At 61.2% G+C, this 21,773-nt stretch carries 20 protein-coding genes; 1 reads left to right on the plus strand and 19 read right to left on the minus strand.

All coding sequences use genetic code 11. From position 1 onward, the window contains the following. Positions 1-23: 23 nt before the first annotated feature. From surE to ACQKEN_RS04975, 5 genes are all read right to left on the minus strand, one after another. Positions 24-773 carry a 5'/3'-nucleotidase SurE gene (surE, locus tag ACQKEN_RS04955; RefSeq protein WP_427684090.1) on the minus strand — a complete coding sequence of 250 codons (750 nt, stop codon included), beginning with the start codon at positions 771-773 and terminating at the stop codon, positions 24-26. Next, positions 761-1,819 (minus strand): tRNA pseudouridine(13) synthase TruD, encoded by a 1,059-nt coding sequence (truD, locus tag ACQKEN_RS04960; protein ID WP_427684092.1) that lies wholly within the window; start codon positions 1,817-1,819, stop codon positions 761-763. Before truD ends, surE begins: the two co-directional genes overlap by 13 nt. Further along, on the minus strand, positions 1,816-2,289 hold the full coding sequence (gene ispF, locus ACQKEN_RS04965) for a 2-C-methyl-D-erythritol 2,4-cyclodiphosphate synthase (RefSeq protein WP_122622973.1): 474 nt from the start codon (positions 2,287-2,289) through the stop codon (positions 1,816-1,818). The genes truD and ispF overlap by 4 nt, the downstream gene beginning before the upstream one ends. A gap of 106 nt (positions 2,290-2,395) precedes the next feature. Then, on the minus strand, positions 2,396-3,247 hold the full coding sequence (fghA, locus tag ACQKEN_RS04970; RefSeq protein WP_427684253.1) for an S-formylglutathione hydrolase: 852 nt from the start codon (positions 3,245-3,247) through the stop codon (positions 2,396-2,398). Positions 3,248-3,336: 89 nt separating this feature from the next. Continuing rightward, the gene (locus ACQKEN_RS04975; RefSeq protein ID WP_122537380.1) at positions 3,337-4,449 is read right to left on the minus strand and encodes an S-(hydroxymethyl)glutathione dehydrogenase/class III alcohol dehydrogenase; all 1,113 of its coding nucleotides are present in this window, start codon (positions 4,447-4,449) and stop codon (positions 3,337-3,339) included. 109 nt (positions 4,450-4,558) lie between these two features. Between ACQKEN_RS04975 and ACQKEN_RS04980 the strand changes: the two genes are divergently transcribed. Further along, on the plus strand, positions 4,559-5,464 hold the full coding sequence (locus tag ACQKEN_RS04980) for a LysR substrate-binding domain-containing protein (protein ID WP_427684255.1): 906 nt from the start codon (positions 4,559-4,561) through the stop codon (positions 5,462-5,464). Between the two features lie 126 nt (positions 5,465-5,590). Here the strand turns inward: ACQKEN_RS04980 and ispD are convergent, their stop codons facing one another. The 14 genes from ispD to ACQKEN_RS05050 form a co-directional block, all read right to left on the minus strand. After that, a complete protein-coding gene (gene ispD / locus ACQKEN_RS04985) occupies positions 5,591-6,301 on the minus strand; it encodes a 2-C-methyl-D-erythritol 4-phosphate cytidylyltransferase (protein WP_427684094.1) in 711 nt (236 codons plus the stop codon). A gap of 10 nt (positions 6,302-6,311) precedes the next feature. After that, on the minus strand, positions 6,312-6,590 hold the full coding sequence (gene ftsB / locus ACQKEN_RS04990) for a cell division protein FtsB (RefSeq protein WP_037014212.1): 279 nt from the start codon (positions 6,588-6,590) through the stop codon (positions 6,312-6,314). Positions 6,591-6,749: 159 nt separating this feature from the next. Next, positions 6,750-8,036: a phosphopyruvate hydratase gene (eno, locus tag ACQKEN_RS04995; protein WP_074891281.1), complete on the minus strand. Its 1,287-nt coding sequence runs from the start codon at positions 8,034-8,036 to the stop codon at positions 6,750-6,752. Positions 8,037-8,206: 170 nt separating this feature from the next. After that, positions 8,207-9,052, minus strand: coding sequence for a 3-deoxy-8-phosphooctulonate synthase (kdsA, locus tag ACQKEN_RS05000; RefSeq protein ID WP_122622970.1), 846 nt, complete (start codon positions 9,050-9,052; stop codon positions 8,207-8,209). A gap of 14 nt (positions 9,053-9,066) precedes the next feature. Then, entirely contained in the window at positions 9,067-10,698 is a 1,632-nt protein-coding gene (locus tag ACQKEN_RS05005; RefSeq protein ID WP_037014220.1) for a CTP synthase, read from the minus strand. 272 nt (positions 10,699-10,970) lie between these two features. Further along, positions 10,971-12,308: a tRNA lysidine(34) synthetase TilS gene (gene tilS, locus ACQKEN_RS05010; RefSeq protein ID WP_427684097.1), complete on the minus strand. Its 1,338-nt coding sequence runs from the start codon at positions 12,306-12,308 to the stop codon at positions 10,971-10,973. 80 nt (positions 12,309-12,388) lie between these two features. Then, complete coding sequence (locus ACQKEN_RS05015) at positions 12,389-13,336, minus strand: acetyl-CoA carboxylase carboxyltransferase subunit alpha (RefSeq protein WP_065989826.1); 948 nt, start codon at positions 13,334-13,336, stop codon at positions 12,389-12,391. Between the two features lie 127 nt (positions 13,337-13,463). After that, positions 13,464-16,985, minus strand: coding sequence for a DNA polymerase III subunit alpha (dnaE, locus tag ACQKEN_RS05020; protein WP_427684098.1), 3,522 nt, complete (start codon positions 16,983-16,985; stop codon positions 13,464-13,466). 71 nt (positions 16,986-17,056) lie between these two features. Further along, positions 17,057-17,698, minus strand: coding sequence for a ribonuclease HII (gene rnhB, locus ACQKEN_RS05025; protein ID WP_427684100.1), 642 nt, complete (start codon positions 17,696-17,698; stop codon positions 17,057-17,059). Positions 17,699-17,709: 11 nt separating this feature from the next. Continuing rightward, positions 17,710-18,846, minus strand: a complete 1,137-nt coding sequence (lpxB, locus tag ACQKEN_RS05030) for a lipid-A-disaccharide synthase (protein ID WP_427684102.1) — start codon at positions 18,844-18,846, stop codon at positions 17,710-17,712. Positions 18,847-18,848: 2 nt separating this feature from the next. Continuing rightward, positions 18,849-19,625, minus strand: coding sequence for an acyl-ACP--UDP-N-acetylglucosamine O-acyltransferase (gene lpxA / locus ACQKEN_RS05035; RefSeq protein WP_427684104.1), 777 nt, complete (start codon positions 19,623-19,625; stop codon positions 18,849-18,851). Next, positions 19,622-20,062 carry a 3-hydroxyacyl-ACP dehydratase FabZ gene (gene fabZ, locus ACQKEN_RS05040; protein ID WP_427684105.1) on the minus strand — a complete coding sequence of 147 codons (441 nt, stop codon included), beginning with the start codon at positions 20,060-20,062 and terminating at the stop codon, positions 19,622-19,624. The genes lpxA and fabZ overlap by 4 nt, the downstream gene beginning before the upstream one ends. Before the next feature lie 112 nt (positions 20,063-20,174). Further along, positions 20,175-21,230, minus strand: coding sequence for a UDP-3-O-(3-hydroxymyristoyl)glucosamine N-acyltransferase (gene lpxD / locus ACQKEN_RS05045; RefSeq protein ID WP_346630081.1), 1,056 nt, complete (start codon positions 21,228-21,230; stop codon positions 20,175-20,177). A gap of 4 nt (positions 21,231-21,234) precedes the next feature. Next, positions 21,235-21,738 carry an OmpH family outer membrane protein gene (locus ACQKEN_RS05050; RefSeq protein WP_037014235.1) on the minus strand — a complete coding sequence of 168 codons (504 nt, stop codon included), beginning with the start codon at positions 21,736-21,738 and terminating at the stop codon, positions 21,235-21,237. Positions 21,739-21,773: the final 35 nt, after the last annotated feature.

The raw sequence follows: 21,773 nt of genomic DNA on the forward strand, positions 1-21,773 counted from the left end.
CAGATCATCTTGCTCACGCGACATCAGGCCATTCCCTCCAGCCATGCGTTCAGGCTGTTGAAACCGTCCTGATAGGTACGATCCAGCTGCAACGGGGTGATCGACACGTAACCCTGCATCACGGCGTGGAAATCGGTGCCCGGCCCGCCGTCCTCGGCATCTCCGGCAGCAGCGATCCAGTAACCGGCCTTTCCGCGCGGGTCGACCACGCGCACAGGCGCCGCCGCACGGGTGCGATGACCAAGACGGGTCAGCTGGATACCACGCACGTGTGCCAGCGGCAGGTTAGGGATGTTCACATTCAATACGGTACGGGGTGGAAGGTCGAGGCGCTCGTGGGCTTCGACCAGAAGCCGGGCAAAGTGCGCGGCGGTTGACAGGTTATCGACCTGACGTGACAAAAATGAAAAGGCAAATGACGGGCGTTGCAGAAAACGGCCTTCCAGCGCCGCAGCGACGGTGCCTGAATAGAGCACATCGTCACCCAGATTGGCCCCCAGATTGATGCCCGAAACGACCATGTCCGGCTCATCGGGCAGCAGGCCGTTGAGTCCGAGATGGACGCAATCGGTGGGCGTGCCGTTAAGGCTGATGAAGCCGTTGTCCAGGGTGTGCGGGTGCAACGGCCGGTCCAGCGTCAGCGAACTGCTCGCGCCGCTTTTGTCTTGATCGGGGGCAATCACCACGCACTCGGCGTACCCGGCCAGCGCGCCATGGAGCGCAGCAAGCCCGGGGGCCATAACCCCGTCATCATTTGAAATCAGAATACGCATGAGCTGTCCGTCTGCCCTGCTGGCGCGAGATCGACGAGTTCGCGCACCAATGCGGTGGCGAAGCATCCGGCCGGCAGGACGAATTCCAGTTGCAGAATGTCAGGCTCGGGATAATGCCACGTCAACCGCCCGATGGGCAGTCGCAGGATGCGCCGTTCATGCTCCATTCCCGCTTTTATCAACCAGTTACAGAGCGACGCCTCGCGCGCCGCGATGCTGTTTTCAAGCTCGGCGGTGGCGCCGGACGCCGGGGAATCTCCCTCGCCCCACTGCGGCCCTGTCGGGTGCAGATCGAGGATCGCCAGCCGCGGGTCGCTGCATTCGGCTTCCCCTGCGGGGAAAAAGCTGCGGCTGTCGGTGAACGCCAGCAGATCGCCCACTTGCGCTCGTTGCCAGCTGCCATCGACGACCCGCGCGGCCAGGACCTGATTGAACAGGTAGCTGCGGGCGGTGGAGAGCAACCGAGAGCGCACATTGCGCTGCTCGGGCAGGGCCTGACGCTCGGCGTAGTGCCGGGCTTCACCGAGGTTCCCGCCTTCATGGCCGAAACGCTGGGCGCCAAAATAATTGGGGATGCCGTGTTGTTTGATCGACTCAAGACGTGCGTCGAGCGCGGCCTTGTCGGCCTGCAATTGCGTCAGACGCAGCGTAAAACCATTGGCGGCGTGGGCGCCCCGCTGCAATTTGCGCTTATGGCGTTTGCTGTCGAGGATCTTAAGAGAATCGTTCTGTGCCACCGACATGTCCGGATCGGCCTTGCCCGGCAGCTGAATGCTGAACCACTGGCGGGTCAACGCCTGACGGTCCTTCAAACCGGCGTAGGCGACGGTTCGCAACGGCACGCCGGCCGCCTTGGCCAGACGCCGGGCGGCTTCCTCGGTGTTCAGTCCGCGTTTTTCGACCCACAGCCACAGGTGCTCGCCATCCCCGGAAAGCGGGATGTCGAGGACTTCATCAACCTGGAAGTCTTCGGCGGTCGCCTTCAGCACGGCAGTACCCAACGCATCGCCGTAGGCGCTCGGACCCAGCAGTTCGAGCTCGGTCATGCGCTGATCAACAACGCAACGGCGTGCACGGCGATGCCTTCTTCGCGGCCGGTGAAGCCAAGCTTTTCAGTGGTGGTGGCCTTGACGTTGACCTGGTCGATATCGACTTGCAGGTCTTCGGCAATCAAGGCGCGCATGCTTTCGATGTGCGGGGCCATCTTCGGCGCCTGGGCAACGATGGTGGCGTCGACGTTGCCGACCTTCCAGCCCTTGCCCTGCACTTGCTTGAGCACGTGACGAAGCAGAACCCGGCTGTCGGCGCCCTTGAATTGCGGATCGGTGTCCGGGAAGTGCTTGCCGATGTCGCCCAGCGCGGCAGCACCCAACAGGGCGTCGCTCAACGCATGCAGCACTACATCGCCATCGGAATGCGCGAGCAAACCCGACGTGTGCGCAATCCGCACGCCGCCCAAGGTAATGAAATCGCCTTCAGCGAAACGGTGCACATCGTAGCCGTGGCCAATACGCATAAAAAAACGCCCTGAAAAAGTCAGGGCGTGATTCTACCTACTTTGACCGAGATTAGGGCCGGCCCGCGCTCAATTGCCCGAGACGCTGCAATTGAAGGCGAACTCGTCAGCCGGCCAGGGCTCGGGCGTGGTGGCGCAAGTGGTCTTCGATGAAGCTGGCGATGAAGTAATAGCTGTGGTCGTACCCCGGCTGCATGCGCAATTCCAGAGGATGACCGGCCGCCTTTGCAGCCTGAACCAGTGATTCCGGCTTGAGCTGATTGCCGAGGAAGTCGTCGCGATCTCCCTGATCCACCAGCAACGGCAAGCGCTCGGTGGCCTCGGCGATGAGCACGCTGGCGTCCCATTCACGCCAGCGCGAACGGTCTTCGCCCAGGTAACGGGAAAAGGCTTTCTGCCCCCAGGGGCAATCCATCGGATTGCAGATAGGCGAGAATGCCGACACCGATTGATAGCGGCCCGGGTTGCGCAACGCGCCGACCAGCGCGCCATGGCCACCCATGGAATGTCCGCTGATGCTGCGTTTGTCCGAGGCCGGGAAGTGCGCCTCGATCAACGCGGGCAGCTCGCTGATCACATAATCGTACATGCGGTAGTGCCGCGCCCACGGTTGCTCGGTGGCGTTCAGGTAAAAGCCGGCGCCCAGGCCGAAGTCGTAGGCGTTGTCAGGATCATCCGGCACGTCGGCGCCGCGCGGGCTGGTGTCCGGCGCCACGATGATCAGTCCCAGCTCCGCCGCCACGCGCAGCGCACCGGCCTTCTGCATGAAGTTTTCATCGGTGCAGGTCAGTCCGGACAGCCAATAGACCACGGGCAACTTGCCGCCCTGCTCCGCTTGCGGCGGCAGATACACCGCGAACACCATGTCGCAGCCGAGCACCTCGGAGTGATGTTTGTAACGCTTGTGCCAGCCGCCAAAGCTTTTCTGGCACGAAATGTTTTCCAGACTCATGGGGATCTCCGGGCGGCAAGCTTCAAGCGGTAAGCAGCAAGGAGTCCTGACTCACCTCCACTTGCGGCTTGAAGCTTGTCGCTTACCGCTGCTTGTCAGAAATGAATGACCGTACGAATGCTTTTGCCTTCGTGCATCAGGTCAAAGGCTTCGTTGATCCGGTCCAGGCCCATGGTGTGGGTGATGAAGGTGTCCAGCGGGATCTCGCCGGCCTGCGCTTTTTCGACGTAGCTTGGCAGTTCGGTGCGGCCTTTGACGCCACCGAAGGCCGAACCGCGCCAGACGCGACCGGTCACCAGCTGGAACGGACGGGTGGAGATTTCCTGACCCGCGCCGGCGACGCCGATGATCACCGATTCGCCCCAGCCTTTGTGGCAGGATTCCAGTGCCGCACGCATCAGGTTGACGTTGCCTACGCACTCGAAGCTGTAATCGACGCCGCCGTCGGTCATTTCGACGATCACTTCCTGAATCGGCTTGTCGTGGTCTTTCGGATTGACGAATTCCGTCGCCCCCAGTTCACGGGCCACGTCGAATTTGGACGGGTTGATGTCGACCGCGATGATGCGCGAGGCCTTGGCCATTTTTGCGCCAATGATCGCCGCCAGGCCGATACCGCCGAGACCGAAGACCGCAACAGTGGCGCCCTCCTCGACCTTGGCCGTGTTCAGCACCGCGCCGATGCCGGTGGTCACGCCGCAACCCAGCAGGCAGACCTTCTCCAGCGGCGCTTCCTTGGGGATTTTCGCCAGGGAGATTTCCGGGACCACGGTGTATTCGGAGAACGTCGAGCAGCCCATGTAGTGATAGATCGGCTGGCCGTTGTAGCTGAAGCGGGTGGTGCCGTCGGGCATCAGGCCCTTGCCTTGGGTGGCGCGGACTTTCTGGCAGAGGTTGGTTTTGCCGGATTTACAGAATTTGCACTCGCGGCATTCGGCGGTGTACAGCGGAATGACGTGGTCGCCCACCGCGAGGGAGGTCACGCCTTCGCCGATGGCTTCAACGACGCCGCCGCCTTCGTGCCCGAGGATGCACGGGAAGACGCCTTCGGAATCGGCGCCGGACAGGGTGTAGGCATCGGTGTGGCAAACGCCGGATGCGACGGTACGAATCAACACTTCGCCGGCTTTCGGGGCTTCAACGTCCACTTCGACGATCTGCAGTGGTTCATTGGGCGCGAAGGCAACGGCAGCACGTGACTTGATCATCATGATCTCCAGCTAAATAAATACGAGCCCGGAGTGTAATACAGTGCTGGCTGATGAATAATCCGCCTGAAAGCAAAACATTAATGCTGTACAGGGACAATCGATGCAGATCAATTGCTGGGAAGGTCTGGATGAGTTCGTTGCCGTCGCGGAATGTGGGCAGTTCACCGCCGCTGCTGAGCGGCTGGGGGTTTCGTCGTCGCACATCAGTCGCCAGATCGCCCGGCTCGAAGAGCGTTTGCAGACACGCCTGCTCTATCGCAGCACCCGGAAGGTCGCGCTGACCGAAGCGGGTCAGACGTTTCTGCATCACTGCCAGCGTTTGCAGGACGGACGCGAAGAAGCGCTGCGTGCGGTCACGGACCTGACCAGCGAGCCGAAGGGGCTGCTGCGGATGACCTGCGCCGTGGCGTACGGCGAGCGGTTCATCGCACCGCTGGTGACACGCTTCATGGAGGAATACCCGCAACTGCGCGTGGACATCGAGCTGACCAACAACACGCTGGATCTGGTGCATGAAGGCCTGGACCTGGCGATCCGGCTGGGTCGCTTGCAGGAGTCACGATTGATGGCCGCCCGACTGGCGCCACGCAAGATGTACCTGTGCGCCTCACCCGCTTATCTCGAACGGTACGGCCGGCCCCACAGCGTGTCGGAACTGGCGCGACACAACTGCCTGATCGGCAGCTCGGACAGTTGGTTGTTGCAGCAAAACGGGCGGGAATTTTCCCAGCGGGTGCAAGGCAACTGGCGCTGCAACAGTGGTCAGGCGGTGCTGGATGCGGCGTTGCGCGGGGTCGGGCTGTGTCAGCTTCCGGATTACTACGTGCTGGAACATCTCAAGCGGGGTGCGCTGATGTCGTTGCTGGAAGGCCATCAGCCGCCCAACACCGCGGTCTGGGCGCTGTACCCGCAGCAGCGGCATCTGTCGCCCAAGGTGAGAAAGCTGGTGGATTATCTGAAGACGGGATTGGCGTCGCGGGATGAGTACAGCAATCATGCCGATCCTTTGTAGGAGCGCGCTTGCCCGCGAATGCACTGGGGCAGGCTGCAACGACGGTGCAGACCTACCGCGTTCGCGGGCAAGCGCGCTCCTACACAAGCAAAGTCAGCGAATGTACCCGCCTTTATTGCAAACAGATCAGCCGTTGAATTCGACTCGACGCTGACGCAGCCATTCAAGGTCTTCCGGGCGGGTGACCTTGATGTTGTCCGCGCGCCCTTCGATCAGACGCGGCGATTGCCCGGCCCACTCGATGGCCGAAGCTTCATCGGTGATCGCCACATTCGACACCAGACTGTCCGCCAGCGCCCGGTGCAGCGCACCCAGACGAAACATCTGCGGCGTGTAGGCCTGCCAGATCAGGCTGCGGTCCACGGTTTCGGTCACGCGGCCATTGGCGTCGGCACGCTTGAGGGTGTCTTTCGCCGGCACCGCGAGCAAGCCGCCGACCGGATCTTCCGCCAGTTCACCCAGCAAGGTGTCGAGGTCCGAACGCGCCAGATTCGGGCGCGCAGCGTCATGCACCAGCACCCAATCGTTGTCATCGGCGCCGTTGGCGTGCAGGTGCAGCAACGCATTGAGCACCGAGTCCGCACGCTCTCTGCCGCCCGCGACCTGCTGAATACGGGAATCCAGCGCGCAAGGCAACGTAGGCCAATACGGGTCATCCACAGCCAGACTGACCACCAGGCCCTTGAGCCGGGGGTGATCGAGAAAGCAAAGCAGGCTGTGTTCAAGAATCGTGAGGCCGCCCAGTTGCAGGTATTGCTTGGGACGGTCTGCCGCCATGCGCGCGCCAACGCCCGCTGCGGGAATCACTGCCCAGAAGGCAGGAAGGGATTGAGTCATTACGCCAACGTCACTGTGCCAACTGATAGAGGGTTTCGCCGTCCTTGACCATGCCCAGTTCATGACGGGCCCGCTCTTCAACGGTTTCGAGGCCTTTTTTCAGCTCCAGCACTTCCGCGTCGAGGACCCGATTGCGCTCCAGCAAAGCATCGTTTTCGGCGTGTTGATCGGCGATTTGCTGCGTCAGACTGGCCACCTGCGCGAGACTGCCATTACCTACCCATAGGCGATACTGCAAGCCAGCGAGCATCAAAAGCAGAACGAGGAACAACCAGTTAGGACTGCGCATTGTGAATATCTGTTACCCGGCGAATAAAGACAGCAAAACCGACCATTTCAAATGCCCATAAGCCCGGTGGTCACCGGGCTTATGGATCAGGACGACAAGAGAAGTCACGTTTCAGTGACTTCTCCTACAACGCCTGCTGCCTTTTTACCATCTTTGCAATCAGCCGCGAAACTCGCCGCGACCACGGTACACCGCTTTGGCGCCCAGTTGCTCTTCGATACGCAGCAGCTGGTTGTACTTGGCGATACGGTCGGAACGGCTCAATGAACCGGTCTTGATCTGGCCAGCGGCGGTGCCCACGGCCAGGTCGGCAATGGTGGAGTCTTCAGTTTCACCGGAACGGTGCGAGATCACGGCGGTGTAACCCGCAGCTTTGGCCATCTGGATGGCTTCCAGCGTTTCGGTGAGCGTACCGATCTGGTTGAACTTGATCAGGATCGAGTTACCGATCTTCTTGTCGATGCCTTCTTTCAGGATCTTGGTGTTGGTCACGAACAGGTCGTCGCCCACCAGCTGGATCTTGTCGCCGATCTTGTCGGTAAGGACTTTCCAGCCATCCCAGTCCGACTCGTCCAGACCGTCTTCGATGGAGATGATCGGGTGCTTGCTGACCAGGTCAGCCAGGTAGTCGGCGAAACCGGCCGAGTCGTACTCGCCTTCTTCGCTCAGCACGTATTTGCCGTTCTTGTAGAACTCGCTCGCTGCGCAGTCCAGCGCCAGGGTCACATCGGTGCCCAGTTTGTAGCCCGCGTTGGCAACGGCTTCGGCGATGGCGTCCAGCGCGTCGCCGTTGGAGTTCAGGTTCGGCGCGAAGCCACCTTCGTCACCCACGGCAGTGTTCAGGCCACGTGCTTTCAACACCGCTTTGAGGTGGTGGAAAATCTCGGTGCCCCAGCGCAGGCCTTCGGAAAAGGTCTTGGCGCCCACTGGCTGAATCATGAATTCCTGGATGTCGATGTTGTTATCAGCGTGCTCGCCACCGTTGATGATGTTCATCATCGGAACCGGCATCGAGTAAACACCCGGCGTGCCGTTCAGGTTGGCGATGTGCGCGTACAGCGGCAGGTCCTGATCCTGAGCAGCTGCCTTGGCAGCGGCCAGCGACACGGCGAGGATCGCGTTGGCCCCCAGGCTGGCTTTGTTTTCGGTACCGTCCAGCTCAATCATCGCGTGATCGAGGGCTTTCTGGTCAACCGGGTCTTTGCCCAGCAGCAGGTCGCGGATCGGGCCATTGATGTTGGCCACAGCCTTCAGAACGCCCTTGCCCATGTAACGGCTCTTGTCGCCATCACGCAGCTCGAGCGCTTCACGCGAGCCGGTGGAAGCACCGGACGGCGCGCAGGCGCTGCCGATGATGCCGTTGTCGAGGAGCACGTCTGCTTCCACGGTGGGATTGCCACGGGAGTCGAGAACTTCACGACCTTTGATGTCGACGATTTTTGCCATTGTTGTTAACACTCCAAGATTGACGAAAACGACGCAGCTGGGAAAACGATTCGGCGTCTCAGGGCTCTAGGACAACGGGCAGGCCCTGAAACGACAATTTTCCCGACCCTTTGGTCGGGAAAACAACGAGCGGCACTCTACCGGAGGGCTCGGCGCCGGAGAAGCGGGTTTTATGCCGTTTCGATCGTCGGGAAGCTTTTAACGAGTTCGTCGAGCGCCTTGAGCTGAGCCAGAAACGGCTCCAGCTTGTCCAGACGCAGGGCGCAAGGACCGTCGCATTTGGCGTTGTCCGGATCCGGATGGGCTTCCAGGAACAGACCGGCAAGGCCCTGACTCATCCCGGCCTTGGCCAGATCCGTGACCTGGGCGCGACGGCCACCGGCGGAATCGGAGCGACCGCCGGGCATCTGCAAGGCGTGGGTCACGTCGAAGAACACCGGGTATTCGAACGATTTCATGATGCCGAAACCGAGCATGTCGACGACCAAGTTGTTGTAGCCGAAGCTCGAACCCCGCTCGCACAGGATCAACTGATCGTTGCCCGCTTCCACGCACTTGGCGAGGATGTGCTTCATCTCGTGGGGCGCGAGGAACTGGGCTTTCTTGATGTTGATCACGGCGCCGGTCTTGGCCATGGCCACGACCAGGTCGGTCTGACGGGACAGAAAGGCCGGCAACTGGATGATGTCGCAGACTTCCGCCACCGCAGCGGCCTGCTCAGGCTCGTGCACGTCGGTGATGATCGGCACGCCGAACGCTTGCTTGATGTCCTGGAAAATCCGCATGCCTTCTTCAAGGCCCGGGCCGCGATAGGAGGTCACGGACGAACGGTTGGCCTTGTCGAAGCTGGCCTTGAACACGTACGGAATGCCGAGTTTCTCGGTCACTCGCACGTATTCTTCACAGACCTGCATCGCCATGTCGCGCGATTCCAGGACGTTCATGCCACCGAACAGAACCATGGGTTTGTCGTTGGCAATGTCGATAGAGCCGACGCGGATGATTTTCTGTGCCATGTGATAAATCCCTATCAGCCGTTCTTCTGGTGTTGGGCAAGCGCTGCCTTGACGAAACCACTGAACAACGGGTGGCCATCGCGAGGTGTAGAGGTGAACTCGGGGTGGAACTGACAGGCCACGAACCATGGATGGTCAGCGGACTCGACCACTTCCACCAGCGCGCCGTCGCCGGAGCGACCGGAGATCTTCAGGCCGGCTTCGACCAGTTGCGGCAGCAGCTTGTTGTTCACCTCATAACGGTGGCGATGGCGCTCGACGATGACGTCGTTGGCGTAGCAATCGTGCACCAGAGAGCCCGGTTCAAGCAGGCATTCCTGTGCGCCCAGACGCATGGTGCCGCCCAGGTCCGAGGTTTCGGTACGGGTTTCGACAGCGCCGGTGGCGTCTTCCCACTCGGTGATCAGACCGACGACCGGGTGCTGGCTGGCGCGATCGAACTCGGTGGAGTTGGCGTCTTTCCAGCCCAGCACGTTACGGGCGAACTCGATGACTGCCACCTGCATGCCCAGGCAGATGCCCAGGTACGGCACCTTGTTTTCGCGAGCGAACTGCACGGCCGTGATCTTGCCCTCGACGCCGCGCAGACCAAAGCCGCCCGGGACGAGAATCGCGTCGACGCCTTCGAGCAGGCCGGTGCCCTGATTCTCGATGTCTTCGGAATCGATATAGCGCAGGTTGACCTTGGTGCGGTTGCTGATGCCGGCGTGACTCATCGCTTCGATCAGCGACTTGTACGCATCCAGCAGCTCCATGTACTTGCCGACCATCGCGATGGTGACTTCGTGTTCCGGATTGAGCTTGGCGTCGACGACCTTTTCCCACTCGGACAGGTCGGCGCTGCCGCACTGCAGGCCGAAGCGCTCGACGACGAAATCGTCAAGGCCCTGGGAGTGCAGGATGCCCGGGATCTTGTAGATGGTGTCGGCGTCTTCGAGGGCGATGACCGCGCGCTCTTCAACGTTGGTGAACTGCGCGATCTTGCGGCGCGACGAGATGTCGATCGGGTGGTCGGAGCGGCACACCAGTACGTCTGGCTGCAGGCCGATCGAACGGAGTTCCTTCACCGAATGCTGAGTCGGCTTGGTCTTGGTTTCGCCCGCGGTGGCGATGTACGGAACCAGTGTCAGGTGCATGAGCATGGCGCGCTTGGCGCCCACTTCGAAACGCAGCTGACGGATCGCTTCGAGGAACGGTTGCGACTCGATGTCGCCCACGGTGCCGCCGATTTCGACCATGGCGACGTCGGCATCGCCGGCGCCCTTGATGATGCGACGCTTGATTTCGTCGGTGATGTGCGGGATCACCTGAATGGTCGCGCCCAGATAATCACCACGGCGCTCTTTGCGCAGGACGTGTTCGTACACACGGCCGGTGGTGAAATTGTTGTTCTGGGTCATGGTGGTGCGAATGAAACGCTCGTAGTGACCCAGGTCCAGGTCAGTTTCGGCGCCGTCGTGGGTGACGAACACCTCACCGTGCTGGAACGGACTCATGGTGCCGGGGTCGACGTTGATGTAGGGGTCCAGCTTGAGCATGGTGACCTTAAGTCCCCTCGCCTCCAGGATGGCCGCCAATGAAGCCGAGGCGATGCCTTTCCCCAATGAAGAAACAACACCGCCCGTGACGAAGATGTAGCGCGTCATGAAAAACCCTAGAAGTCTGCGTTAAAGCGGTCAGAGCCGCCGGGGAAAGCGAAGGAAGGCCGAAGCCCCCGACAACCTGCGTGTTTCACTGTGCATTTTCGAATCTGTCGCGCCCAAGTCAACGACCGGCCTTGAAAAGGTCTGTCCGTGGCTCGCCACATTTTTGAGAATCGCCCAGTAAAAACTGGCTGGTAATCGGCAACTTGCATCGTTCCGGAAGGATCGACATAAGCTGTATCAAGAAGGGAGCGTAGTCTACCGGAAACGACCATTCAGCTCAAACTTTGGTCATTCGTCGGTGGCAACCAGTGCAATCGCCAGTCGCCACGGGGGCTGGCGTCCAGTCCCGGAAGGTTTGCCACGGCCAATAACTGCTCGCCGCGGTACAACAGCGGCAATCGGCCGCGCAGAAACACCGGCACGCCCTTCTCGTTGAGCAGCCGTTTAAGGTCTCGTCGGCCTCGCTCCGGAACATCGAAGGTTTCGCCGCCCTGGCGGTAGTGCACATGCAAGCCGCCCGCAGGCGCAGCGCCGAGGATCTGCAACATGCCGTTGCCCGGCAGCGTGAGAGGTTGCGAGGCCAGCGACCAGTGCTGCGAGCCGGCGACGTTTTTCAGCCAGATCCCCGACAGCCACCAGATGCGCCCCTCGGCACGGTGCATCTGACCATCGGCCAGCCGCCAGATGGGCCTACCGTCCGGCCCCGCATCGCGTAACGAATCCCAGCCCACCCAGTGATCGGTATCGGGCAATCGAGTGAGCGGCGCCAGCCAGTGACGCAATGCGTTGCGCTGGCGGGCGGGTGACAGGGCTTCGAGCGGTGCGAGTTCAAGGGAGGGCATGTCCAGCCAGGGCCAGGGGCACGGCGTATCGGCGAGGACGAGGTCCTGCACGGCCAGCTCGTCCAGCAACTGCTGGGCTTCGGCCAGATGTGCCGCGCTGCGGGCCATGCTCGTGATCGCTTGGGGCCAGCGGGTGGTCACCAGTGGCAGCACATGGCTGCGCAGGTAGTTGCGCGAAAAGCGGCTGTCCTTGTTGCTCGGATCCTCGATCCAGCTCAAACCCTGCTCCCGGGCATAGGCCTCGAGAATAGCGCGGGATTCGTCCAGCAGCGGCCGAAACAAGTGCCCTGTGCCCAAAGGACGCTGTGCCGGCATGGCCGCCAGTCCGCGCACCCCGGCGCCGCGCAGCAGGCGGAACAGCAGTGTTTCAGCCTGATCGTCACGGTGCTGGGCAGTGAGCAGCACCTCGCCCACCCCGAGGGTCGAGTTGAACGCGGCGTATCGAGCGTCGCGTGCCGCTTGCTCAAGGCTTGCGCCAGGGCGTACCTGGACGTCGATAACCTCCATCGGCACACCCAGAATCTGACACATCTGCCGGCAATGCACCGGCCACGAGGCCGCCACAGCCTGAAGGCCATGGTTGACGTGAACAGCGGTCAGAGGAGGAAGCGCGTGAACCCTGGCCAGTTCGGCCAGCAGGTGAAGCAGGACAGTGGAATCGAGCCCACCGGAGAATGCAACGCGCCAGGCGGCTGCAGCGCGCCAGGGTTCGAGGCGCAACAGCAGACGTCTGGAGAGTGCGAGTTTGATGCTGTCCGGTTTGCTCATGCTGGTTAACCCTGCTTAAAGCTCGCCGGACCGGGAGACGTCACCGGGTTCGGTGACGCTCTTCTTGCAGAACGGTCCGGTTAAAGGCCATAGCTCATCAGGCGGTCGTAACGGCGGGCCAACAGCGCGTCGTTATCGAACTTCTGGAGCATGCTCAGTTGGCTGCTCAATTCTTCGCGGATCAATGCAGCGGCAGCGGCCGGATCACGGTGCGCGCCACCCAGAGGCTCGTTGATGACCTTGTCAACGATGCCCAGGCCTTTCAGGCGTTCGGCAGTGATGCCCATCGCTTCAGCAGCGTCCGGCGCTTTTTCTGCAGTTTTCCACAGGATGGAGGCGCAGCCTTCCGGCGAGATCACCGCGTAGGTCGAATACTGCAGCATGTTCAGTTGATCGCACACGCCAATGGCCAGTGCGCCGCCCGAACCGCCTTCGCCAATCACGGTGGCAATGATCGGCGTCTTGAGGCGCGCCATCACGCGCAGGTTCCAGGCGATGGCTTCGCTCTGGTTACGTTCTTCTGCGTCGATGCCAGGATAAGCGCCCGGCGTGTCGATGAAGGTCAGGATCGGCATCTTGAAGCGCTCGGCCATTTCCATCAGACGGCAGGCCTTGCGGTAGCCTTCGGGACGCGGCATGCCGAAATTGCGGCGAACCTTCTCGCGCACTTCGCGGCCTTTCTGATGACCGATCACCATCACCGGCTGGTCGTTCAAGCGGGCAATACCGCCGACAATGGCGGCGTCGTCGGAGAAGTGGCGATCGCCATGCAGCTCGTCGAACTCGGTGAAGATGTGTTGAATGTAGTCCAGCGTGTACGGACGACGCGGATGACGCGCCATGCGCGCGATCTGCCAACTGGTCAGGTTGCCGAAAATGCTTTCGGTGAGCGTGTTGCTCTTCTCTTGCAGTCGAGAGATTTCATCGCCGATGTTCAGCGAGTTGTCATTGCCTACCAGACGCAGCTCTTCAATCTTGGCTTGCAGGTCAGCGATCGGCTGTTCGAAATCCAGAAAATTCGGGTTCATAGGCATCCGTCTTGGGTCGACGGCCAAGAGGCCGGCCGGTTGATCCGATAAGCGCCATACCTTAATGGAGCGGGCGCCTTTCGGTCGAGTTTAAAGTGTCGAGTCATCAATATTGAGCTGATCGGTGTCAGCGATACTGCAGGAAGACGTTCTCTCGTCCGAACTGGTCACGCAGCGCCTGGATCAGACTGTCTGCGGGATCGATTCGCCACGCTTCGCCGAACTGCAGCAGTGCCTTGGCTTCCTGCCCGGTGTAGTCGAGGGTGATCGGGCACGCGCCGCGGTGCTTTTTGCACAGCTCGCCCAGCCAGCGTAGCCGATCGCCCTTGAGCGCTTCGGCCCGCACGTTCAGTCGCAGACTCTCCGCCAGCCCGGTGCGCGCTTCTTCCAGGCTCATCACCCGTTTGGCGCGCAACCGCAGGCCACCGGAGAAATCATCGGTACTGACCTCCCCTTCCACCACCACCATCGCGTCGGTTTGCAGCAGCGACTGGGCGGCCTGGAACGAGTCGGCAAACAGTGACGCTTCGATACGCCCCGAACGGTCGTCCAGGGTGATGAAGCCCATCTTGTCGCCCTTTTTATTCTTCATCACCCGCAACGCGATAATCAGGCCAGCGATGGTCTGGGTTTCCCGCGAGGGCTTCAGATCAACGATGCGCTGACGCGCGAACCGGCGGATCTCGCCTTCGTATTCATCGATCGGATGCCCGGTCAGGTACAGGCCCAAGGTCTCTTTTTCGCCGCGCAGCCGCTCCTTGAGCGTGACCTCTTTGGCGCTGCGATGGTTCGCGTAAACATCGGCGTCGGCTTCGACGAACAGGCCGCCGAAGAGATCGGCATGGCCGCTGTCGTGACTGCGCGCAGTCTGCTCGGCCGCCTGGATGGCTTCTTCGAGGGCAGCCAGCAGGACGCCGCGGTTGCGGTCGATGTTGGCTTGGTACTGTTTCGGCTCGTCGTAGAAAAAAGGCCCCAGACGGTCCAGCGCACCACTGCGAATCAGGCCGTCGAGGGTGCGCTTGTTGACGCGCTTGAGGTCGATGCGGGCGCAGAAATCGAACAGGTCGGCGAACGGGCCTTCCTGACGCGCTTCGGTGATCGCTTCCACCGGGCCTTCGCCCACGCCCTTGATCGCGCCGAGGCCATAGACGATACGGCCGTCGTCGTTCACGGTGAACTTGAACTCGGAGTTGTTCACGTCCGGCGCATCAAGGCGCAGCTTCATGATCCGCACTTCTTCGATCAAGGTCACGACCTTGTCGGTGTTGTGCATGTCCGCTGAAAGCACCGCCGCCATGAACGGCGCCGGGTAGTGACGCTTGAGCCAGGCGGTCTGGTACGACACCAGCCCGTAGGCCGCCGAGTGCGACTTGTTGAAGCCGTAACCGGCGAATTTCTCCACCAGGTCGAAAATGTTGCCGGCCAGGTCCGGGTCGATGTTGTTGGTCTTGCAGCCCTCGATGAAACCGCCGCGCTGCTTGGCCATCTCCTCGGGTTTCTTCTTGCCCATTGCACGACGCAGCATGTCAGCGCCGCCGAGGGTGTAGCCGGCCATGACCTGAGCAATCTGCATCACCTGTTCCTGATACAGGATGATGCCGTAGGTCGGCGCAAGCACAGGCTTGAGGCCTTCGTACTGGTAATCGACGTGGGGGTACGACAGCTCCGCACGACCGTGCTTGCGGTTGATGAAGTCGTCGACCATGCCCGATTGCAACGGGCCGGGACGGAACAGGGCCACCAGTGCGATCAAGTCTTCCAGGCAGTCGGGCTTGAGCTTTTTGATCAGCTCTTTCATGCCGCGGGATTCAAGCTGGAACACGGCCGTGGTTTCGGCACGCTGCAGCAGCTCGTAGGTCGGCATGTCGTCCAGCGGAATGAACGCGATGTCGAGGGGCTCTTCGTCGACCTTGGCGCGGTCACGGTTAATCGTTTTCAGTGCCCAGTCGATGATGGTCAGGGTGCGCAGACCCAGGAAGTCGAACTTCACCAGACCGGCGGCCTCGACGTCATCCTTGTCGAACTGGGTGACCAGACCGCCGCCCTCTTCATCGCAGTAGATCGCCGAGAAGTCTGTCAGCTTGGTGGGCGCGATGACCACGCCGCCCGCATGCTTGCCGACGTTACGCACAACGCCTTCGAGCTTGCGCGCCATTTCCCAGATTTCTGCCGCTTCTTCGTCCACCTTAAGGAAGTCGCGCAGGATCTCTTCCTGCTCGTAGGCTTTTTCCAGCGTCATGCCGACTTCGAAGGGGATCATCTTCGATAGACGATCGGCCAATCCGTAGGACTTGCCCTGCACCCGCGCCACGTCCCGGACCACCGCCTTCGCGGCCATGGAACCGAAGGTGATGATCTGGCTGACCGCGTTGCGGCCGTATTTCTCGGCCACGTACTCGATGACCCGATCGCGACCGTCCATGCAGAAGTCGACGTCGAAGTCGGGCATGGAGACCCGCTCGGGGTTGAGGAAACGTTCGAACAGCAGGTCGTATTCCAACGGGTCAAGGTCGGTGATCTTTTGCACGTAGGCCACCAGCGAACCGGCACCCGACCCCCGGCCCGGACCTACCGGCACACCGTTGCTCTTCGCCCACTGGATGAAGTCCATAACGATCAGGAAGTAACCGGGGAATCCCATCTGGATGATGATATCCAGCTCGAAATTCAGGCGATCGACGTAGACCTGTCGCTTGGCCTCGTAGTCCGGCGTGGTCTCCTTCGGCCAGAGCACCGCGAGGCGCTCTTCCAGCCCTTCGAAGGACACCTTGCGGAAATACTCGTCGATGGTCATGCCATCGGGGATCGGGAAGTTGGGCAAAAAGTGCGTGCCCAGCTTGACGTCGATGTTGCAGCGCTTGGCGATCTCGACGGTGTTGGCGAGGGCGTCCGGCAGATCACTGAACAGCTCGGCCATCTCCTCGGCGCTCTTCAGGTACTGCTGATCGCTGTAATTGTGTGAGCGACGCGGATCGTCCAGCGCCCGGCCCTCGCCGATGCACACGCGGGTTTCGTGGGCTTCGAAATCTTCCTGCTTGATGAACCGCACGTCGTTGCTAGCAACCAGCGGCACGCCATGGCGCTCGGCCAGGGCGACGGCGGCGTGCAGGTGTTCTTCGTCATTGATGCGGTTGGTGCGCTGGATTTCGATGTAGAAGCGGTCCGGAAAAACCGTTAGCCACTCCTTCAACAACTCGTCGGCTTCGGCCGGGTTGCCACCGAGCAGGGCCATGCCGATCTCGCCTTCCTTCGCCGCAGACAGGGCAATCAGCCCTTCGCTGGCCTCGGCCACCCATTCGCGCTCGATCACCACCAGGCCATTGCGCTGGCCGTGCATGAAACCACGGGAAATCAGTTCGGTGAGGTTCAGGTAACCTTTCGGGTTCATCACCAGCAGGCTCAAACGGCTGAGCGGTGCATCGCGGTCGCGCCCGGCCAGCCAGATGTCGGCGCCACAGATCGGCTTGATGCCCGCGCCCATGGCCGCTTTGTAGAACTTCACCAGCGAACACATGTTGTGCTGGTCGGTCACCGCCACGGCCGGCATGTTCATGGCCGTAAGCGCCTTGACCAAGGGTTTTACACGGACCAGACCATCAACGAGGGAGTATTCGGTGTGCAGGCGTAGATGAACGAAAGAAGCCGGCATGGGTGATCCTATGGTGCACAAAAAACGAAGGCCGGATTGTACCGGCCATTCAGGAAAACATCAGCCTGCGATCAACTGAGTGGCAGCGACATGAAGCCGGTGGAGACCATCATGTCCCGCGCCGCCCACGCTTGACGGACCGGGCCAAAGGAGCGCCGGTGAATAGGCGTCGGCCCCAGACGCGCCAGGGCCTCAAGGTGCACGGCCGTGGGATAGCCCTTGTGGCCGCCAATGCCGTAGCCCGGATAGAGCAGCTCCATGCGCGCCATTTCCCGGTCGCGACTGACCTTGGCCAGAATCGAGGCGGCGGCAATGGCCGGCACGTGGGCATCGCCCTGAATGACCGGCGCGCTGGGGACCGACAGCTGCGGGCAGCGGTTACCATCGATCAGTGCCAGCTTCGGCGTGATGATCAAGCCTTCCACCGCACGCTTCATCGCCAGCATGGTGGCGTGAAGAATATTCAGCTCATCGATCTCTTCGACTTCAGCCCGCGCGATGTGCCAGCACAGCGCCTTCTCGCAGATCTCGTCGAACAGTCTTTCGCGCTTGGCTTCGGTGAGTTTCTTCGAATCGTTCAGGCCCACGATGGGGCGCTTGGGGTCAAGAATGACCGCCGCGGTGACCACGGCGCCACACAGTGGGCCGCGGCCGACTTCGTCGACACCGGCGACAAGATCCTCGACAAGATTGAAGTCCAGACCCATTTGCATTGATTGCCTGCTCATTGTGAAGGCGTTGCGCCAATCAGGTTCAACACCGCTTCGGCGGCCTGATTGGAGGCATCGCGACGCAAGGTTCGGTGAATCGCGTCGAAGCCGGCTGTCTGTGCGTCGCCGTTGTCCAGCAACGGGAGCAGCGTCTGCGCCAGGGCCTCGGCGGTCGCCGCGTCCTGCAGAAGCTCCGGAACCAGCAAACGCTGGGCCAGCAGGTTCGGCAGCGACACGTACGGGCTTTTCACCATCCGCTTGAGTATCCAGTAAGTCAGTGGCGCCAGGCGATAGGCAACCACCATCGGTCGTTTGTACAGCAGCGCTTCGAGGGTGGCGGTCCCGGAGGCGATCAGCACGGCATCGCAGGCGGCCAGCGCCACGTGAGACTGGCCGTCGAGCAGGGTCAGCGGCAGTTCGCGCCCTTGCAGCAGTTGCTCGATCTGCTTACGGCGCTGAGGGCTGGCACAGGGCAGGACGAAACGGAGATCGGGACGCGCGGCCAGCAAGCGCTCCGCCGCGTCGAAAAACAGGGCACCGAGACGACCGACTTCGCCACCGCGACTGCCCGGCATCAACGCCACCACCGGGCCTTCGCCCAGGCCAAGTTCATCGCGCGCGGCCCGTTGATCTGCCTGTAACGGGATGGTGTCGGCCAGCGGATGCCCGACAAAGCGCACCGGCACGCCCTTCTCTTCATAGAATCGGGCTTCGAACGGCAGCAAGGTCAGCATCAGGTCGCAGCCTTCGCGGATCTTCAGGACACGCTTCTGCCGCCACGCCCACACGGACGGGCTGACATAATGAACGGTCTTGATGCCGGCCTGACGCAGCTTGAGTTCGATATTGAGGGTGAAGTCCGGGGCATCGATGCCGATGAACACGTCCGGCTTTTCATCGATGAGGGTCTGAACCAGCAACTTGCGACGGGCGAGCAGCTCTTTCAGGCGACCCAGCACTTCCACGAGCCCCATCACCGACAGGCGCTCCATCGGGAAGTACGAGGTCATGCCCTGGGCTTCCATGAGCGGTCCGCCGACACCGATGAACTCGGCGTCCGGATGCCGCGCCTTGATCGCACGCATCAAGCCGGAGCCGAGAATGTCGCCGGAGGCCTCTCCGGCCACCAGCGCAATACGCAAGCGAGCCATGGTCAGCGGGTGATGCCGCGGGTCGAGGACTGGATGGACTTGAGGAACAGCTCGACTTCAGGGAACTGTGCAGCAGGTTCGCTCAGCTCGACGATCGCCTGCTCCACGGTCAGGCCCTGACGGTAGACGGTCTTGTAGGCGCGGCGCAGCGCATGGATCGCTTCCTCGGAGAAGCCGCGACGGCGCATGCCTTCGAAGTTCATGCTACGGGCTTCGGCCGGGTTGCCGAACACGGTGACGAACGCCGGAACGTCCTTGCCGATCGCCGTGCCCATGCCGGAAAAGCTGTGCGCGCCGATGTGGCAGTACTGATGCACCAGGGTGAACCCGGACAGAATGGCCCAGTCATCCACGTGCACATGGCCGGCCAACGCGGTGTTGTTGACCAGAATGCAGTGGTTGCCGATAACGCTGTCGTGACCGATGTGCGCGTACGCCATGATCAGGTTGTGGTCACCCAGGGTGGTTTCCGCACGGTCCTGAATGGTGCCCCGGTGGATCGTCACGCCTTCGCGGATGACGTTGTGGTCACCGATCACCAGACGCGTCGCTTCACCTTTGTATTTCAGATCAGGCGTGTCCTCACCCACCGATGAAAACTGGTAGATGTGGTTGTGTTTGCCGATCCTGGTCGGGCCGCGCAGGATCACATGCGGACCGATCACTGTACCCTCGCCGATTTCCACACCAGGTCCGACGATCGACCACGGGCCGACCTCCACATTGTCGGCCAGCACGGCCGTCGGATCGATGATTGCGCGAGAGTCAATCAAACTCATAGTTTACGTTCCGCACAGATGATTTCGGCCGAGCAGACCGGCTTGCCATCAACCGATGCCTGGCACTCGAACTTCCAGATCTGACGCTTGCAGCTCAGGAACTTCGCTTCGAGGATCAGCTGATCGCCTGGCAGCACTGGCTGGCGGAAGCGCAGTTTGTCGGAGCCGACGAAGTAATACAGGGTGCCATCGGCAGGCTTCACATCGAGCATCTTGAAGCCCAGGATGCCGGCAGCTTGAGCCATGGCCTCGATAATCAGCACGCCCGGCATGATCGGGTGCTGAGGAAAGTGACCGTTGAAGAAAGGCTCGTTGATGCTGACATTCTTGTAGGCACGAATGGTCTTGGTCTCGACATCCAGCTCCACCACACGGTCCACAAGCAGGAACGGGTAACGGTGCGGCAGATATTCGCGGATTTCGTTGATGTCCATCATTTCGAAAGGAAGCCTGTAGTAAAGAGTGGGAGGGCGCGACTAACGCGCGTCACTCCTCTAGCAAATCAAGGAGGCAGTTTATCGGCTGTGCACGCTTGATAAGAAAAAGGTATCAGCCATCAGATGAAGCTTTACCGCCTGAGGTCACTGCCTCGACAATCTTTTCCAGGTGCTGCAGGCGTCGCGCCATGTCGTCGAGATGACGCATGCGTGCCGCGCTCTTGCGCCACTCCGCAGCCGGCTGCATCGCCGTGCCCGAAGAATACGAACCGGGCTCGGTGATCGACCGGGTGACCATGGTCATGCCGGTGACGAAAACCCCGTCGCAAATCTCGATGTGCCCCACCAGCCCGACACCGCCTGCGAGCATGCAATGCTTGCCGATCTTGGCGCTGCCCGAAATGCCGACGCACGCGGCCATGGCCGTGTGGTCGCCGATCTGGACGTTGTGAGCGATCTGAATCTGGTTATCCAGCTTCACGCCATTGCCGATGCGGGTGTCATCCATGGCGCCACGGTCGATGGCTGTGTTCACGCCAATCTCGACATCGTCACCGATGGTCACGCCGCCAATCTGCGCGATCTTCTGCCAGACGCCTTTCTCGTTGGCGAAACCAAAACCTTCGCCGCCCAACACCGCACCGGACTGAATGACCACACGCTGCCCGATCCGCACGTCGTGATAGAGCGTGACGCGCGGGGCAAGCCAGCCGCCCTCGCCAATCACGCTGCGGGCACCGATGAAGCAATGCGCGCCAATGGTCACGCCGGCCGCAATCCGTGCGCCGCTCTCGATGACCGCATAAGCGCCAACGCTGGCCGCCGGATCGACGAACGCATCCGGCGCTACCACGGCGGTCGGGTGTACACCGACGGCAGCCTTGGGCTTGGGATCGAATAGATGGGAAATACGGGCGTAGGCCAGATACGGATCAGGCACCAGCAATGCGTCAGCGGCATACCCTTCAGCATCCGCCGGCTTGAGCAGCACGGCAGCGGCCTGGGTGGTCGCGAGGAATTTTCGGTACTGAGGATTGGCCAGAAAGCTGACCTGATCAGGACCGGCTTCCTGCAAGGTTGCCAGTCCTGTGATTTGCTTGTCCGCCGGGCCACGCAGGGTGGCGCCGAGGAACTCGGCCAATTGGCCGAGTGTGATGGTCGCGGTCATTAACTTACTTCAGCTGATTCATGCGCTCGATCACCTGGCGAGTGACGTCGTATTGCGGCTTGACGTCAATCACGGCACCGCGCTCGAACACCAGGTCAAAGCCGCCTTTCTTGATGACTTCTTCTACCGCCTGGTCCAGCTTCGGCTTGAGCTGCTTGAGCATGTCGCGGTCAGCAACGGCCTTGGCTTCGTTCAGTTCTTTGGACTGGAACTGGAAGTCGCGGGCCTTTTGCTTGAAGTCCAGCTCCAGACGCTCGCGCTCAGGCTGGGCCATTTTGTCGCCACCGGCGACCAGACGGTCCTGGATACCTTTGGCGCTGCTTTCCAGAGCTTTCAATTTGGTCAGCTGAGGACCGAATTTTTTCTCTGCGTCCACTGCGTAGCGCTTGGCTGCGTCGGATTCGAGCAGGGCCATCTGGTAGTTCAGTACAGCGATTTTCATGTCAGCAAATGCCGGGCCTGCGATCAGAACCGTTGCCAGCAATGCCAATTGGGTCAACTTACGCACGATGTAACTCCTACAGAATCCGTTGTCGTTAGCAG

This window comes from Pseudomonas sp. NPDC078416 (assembly GCF_050268485.1).
GTDB lineage: Bacteria > Pseudomonadota > Gammaproteobacteria > Pseudomonadales > Pseudomonadaceae > Aquipseudomonas.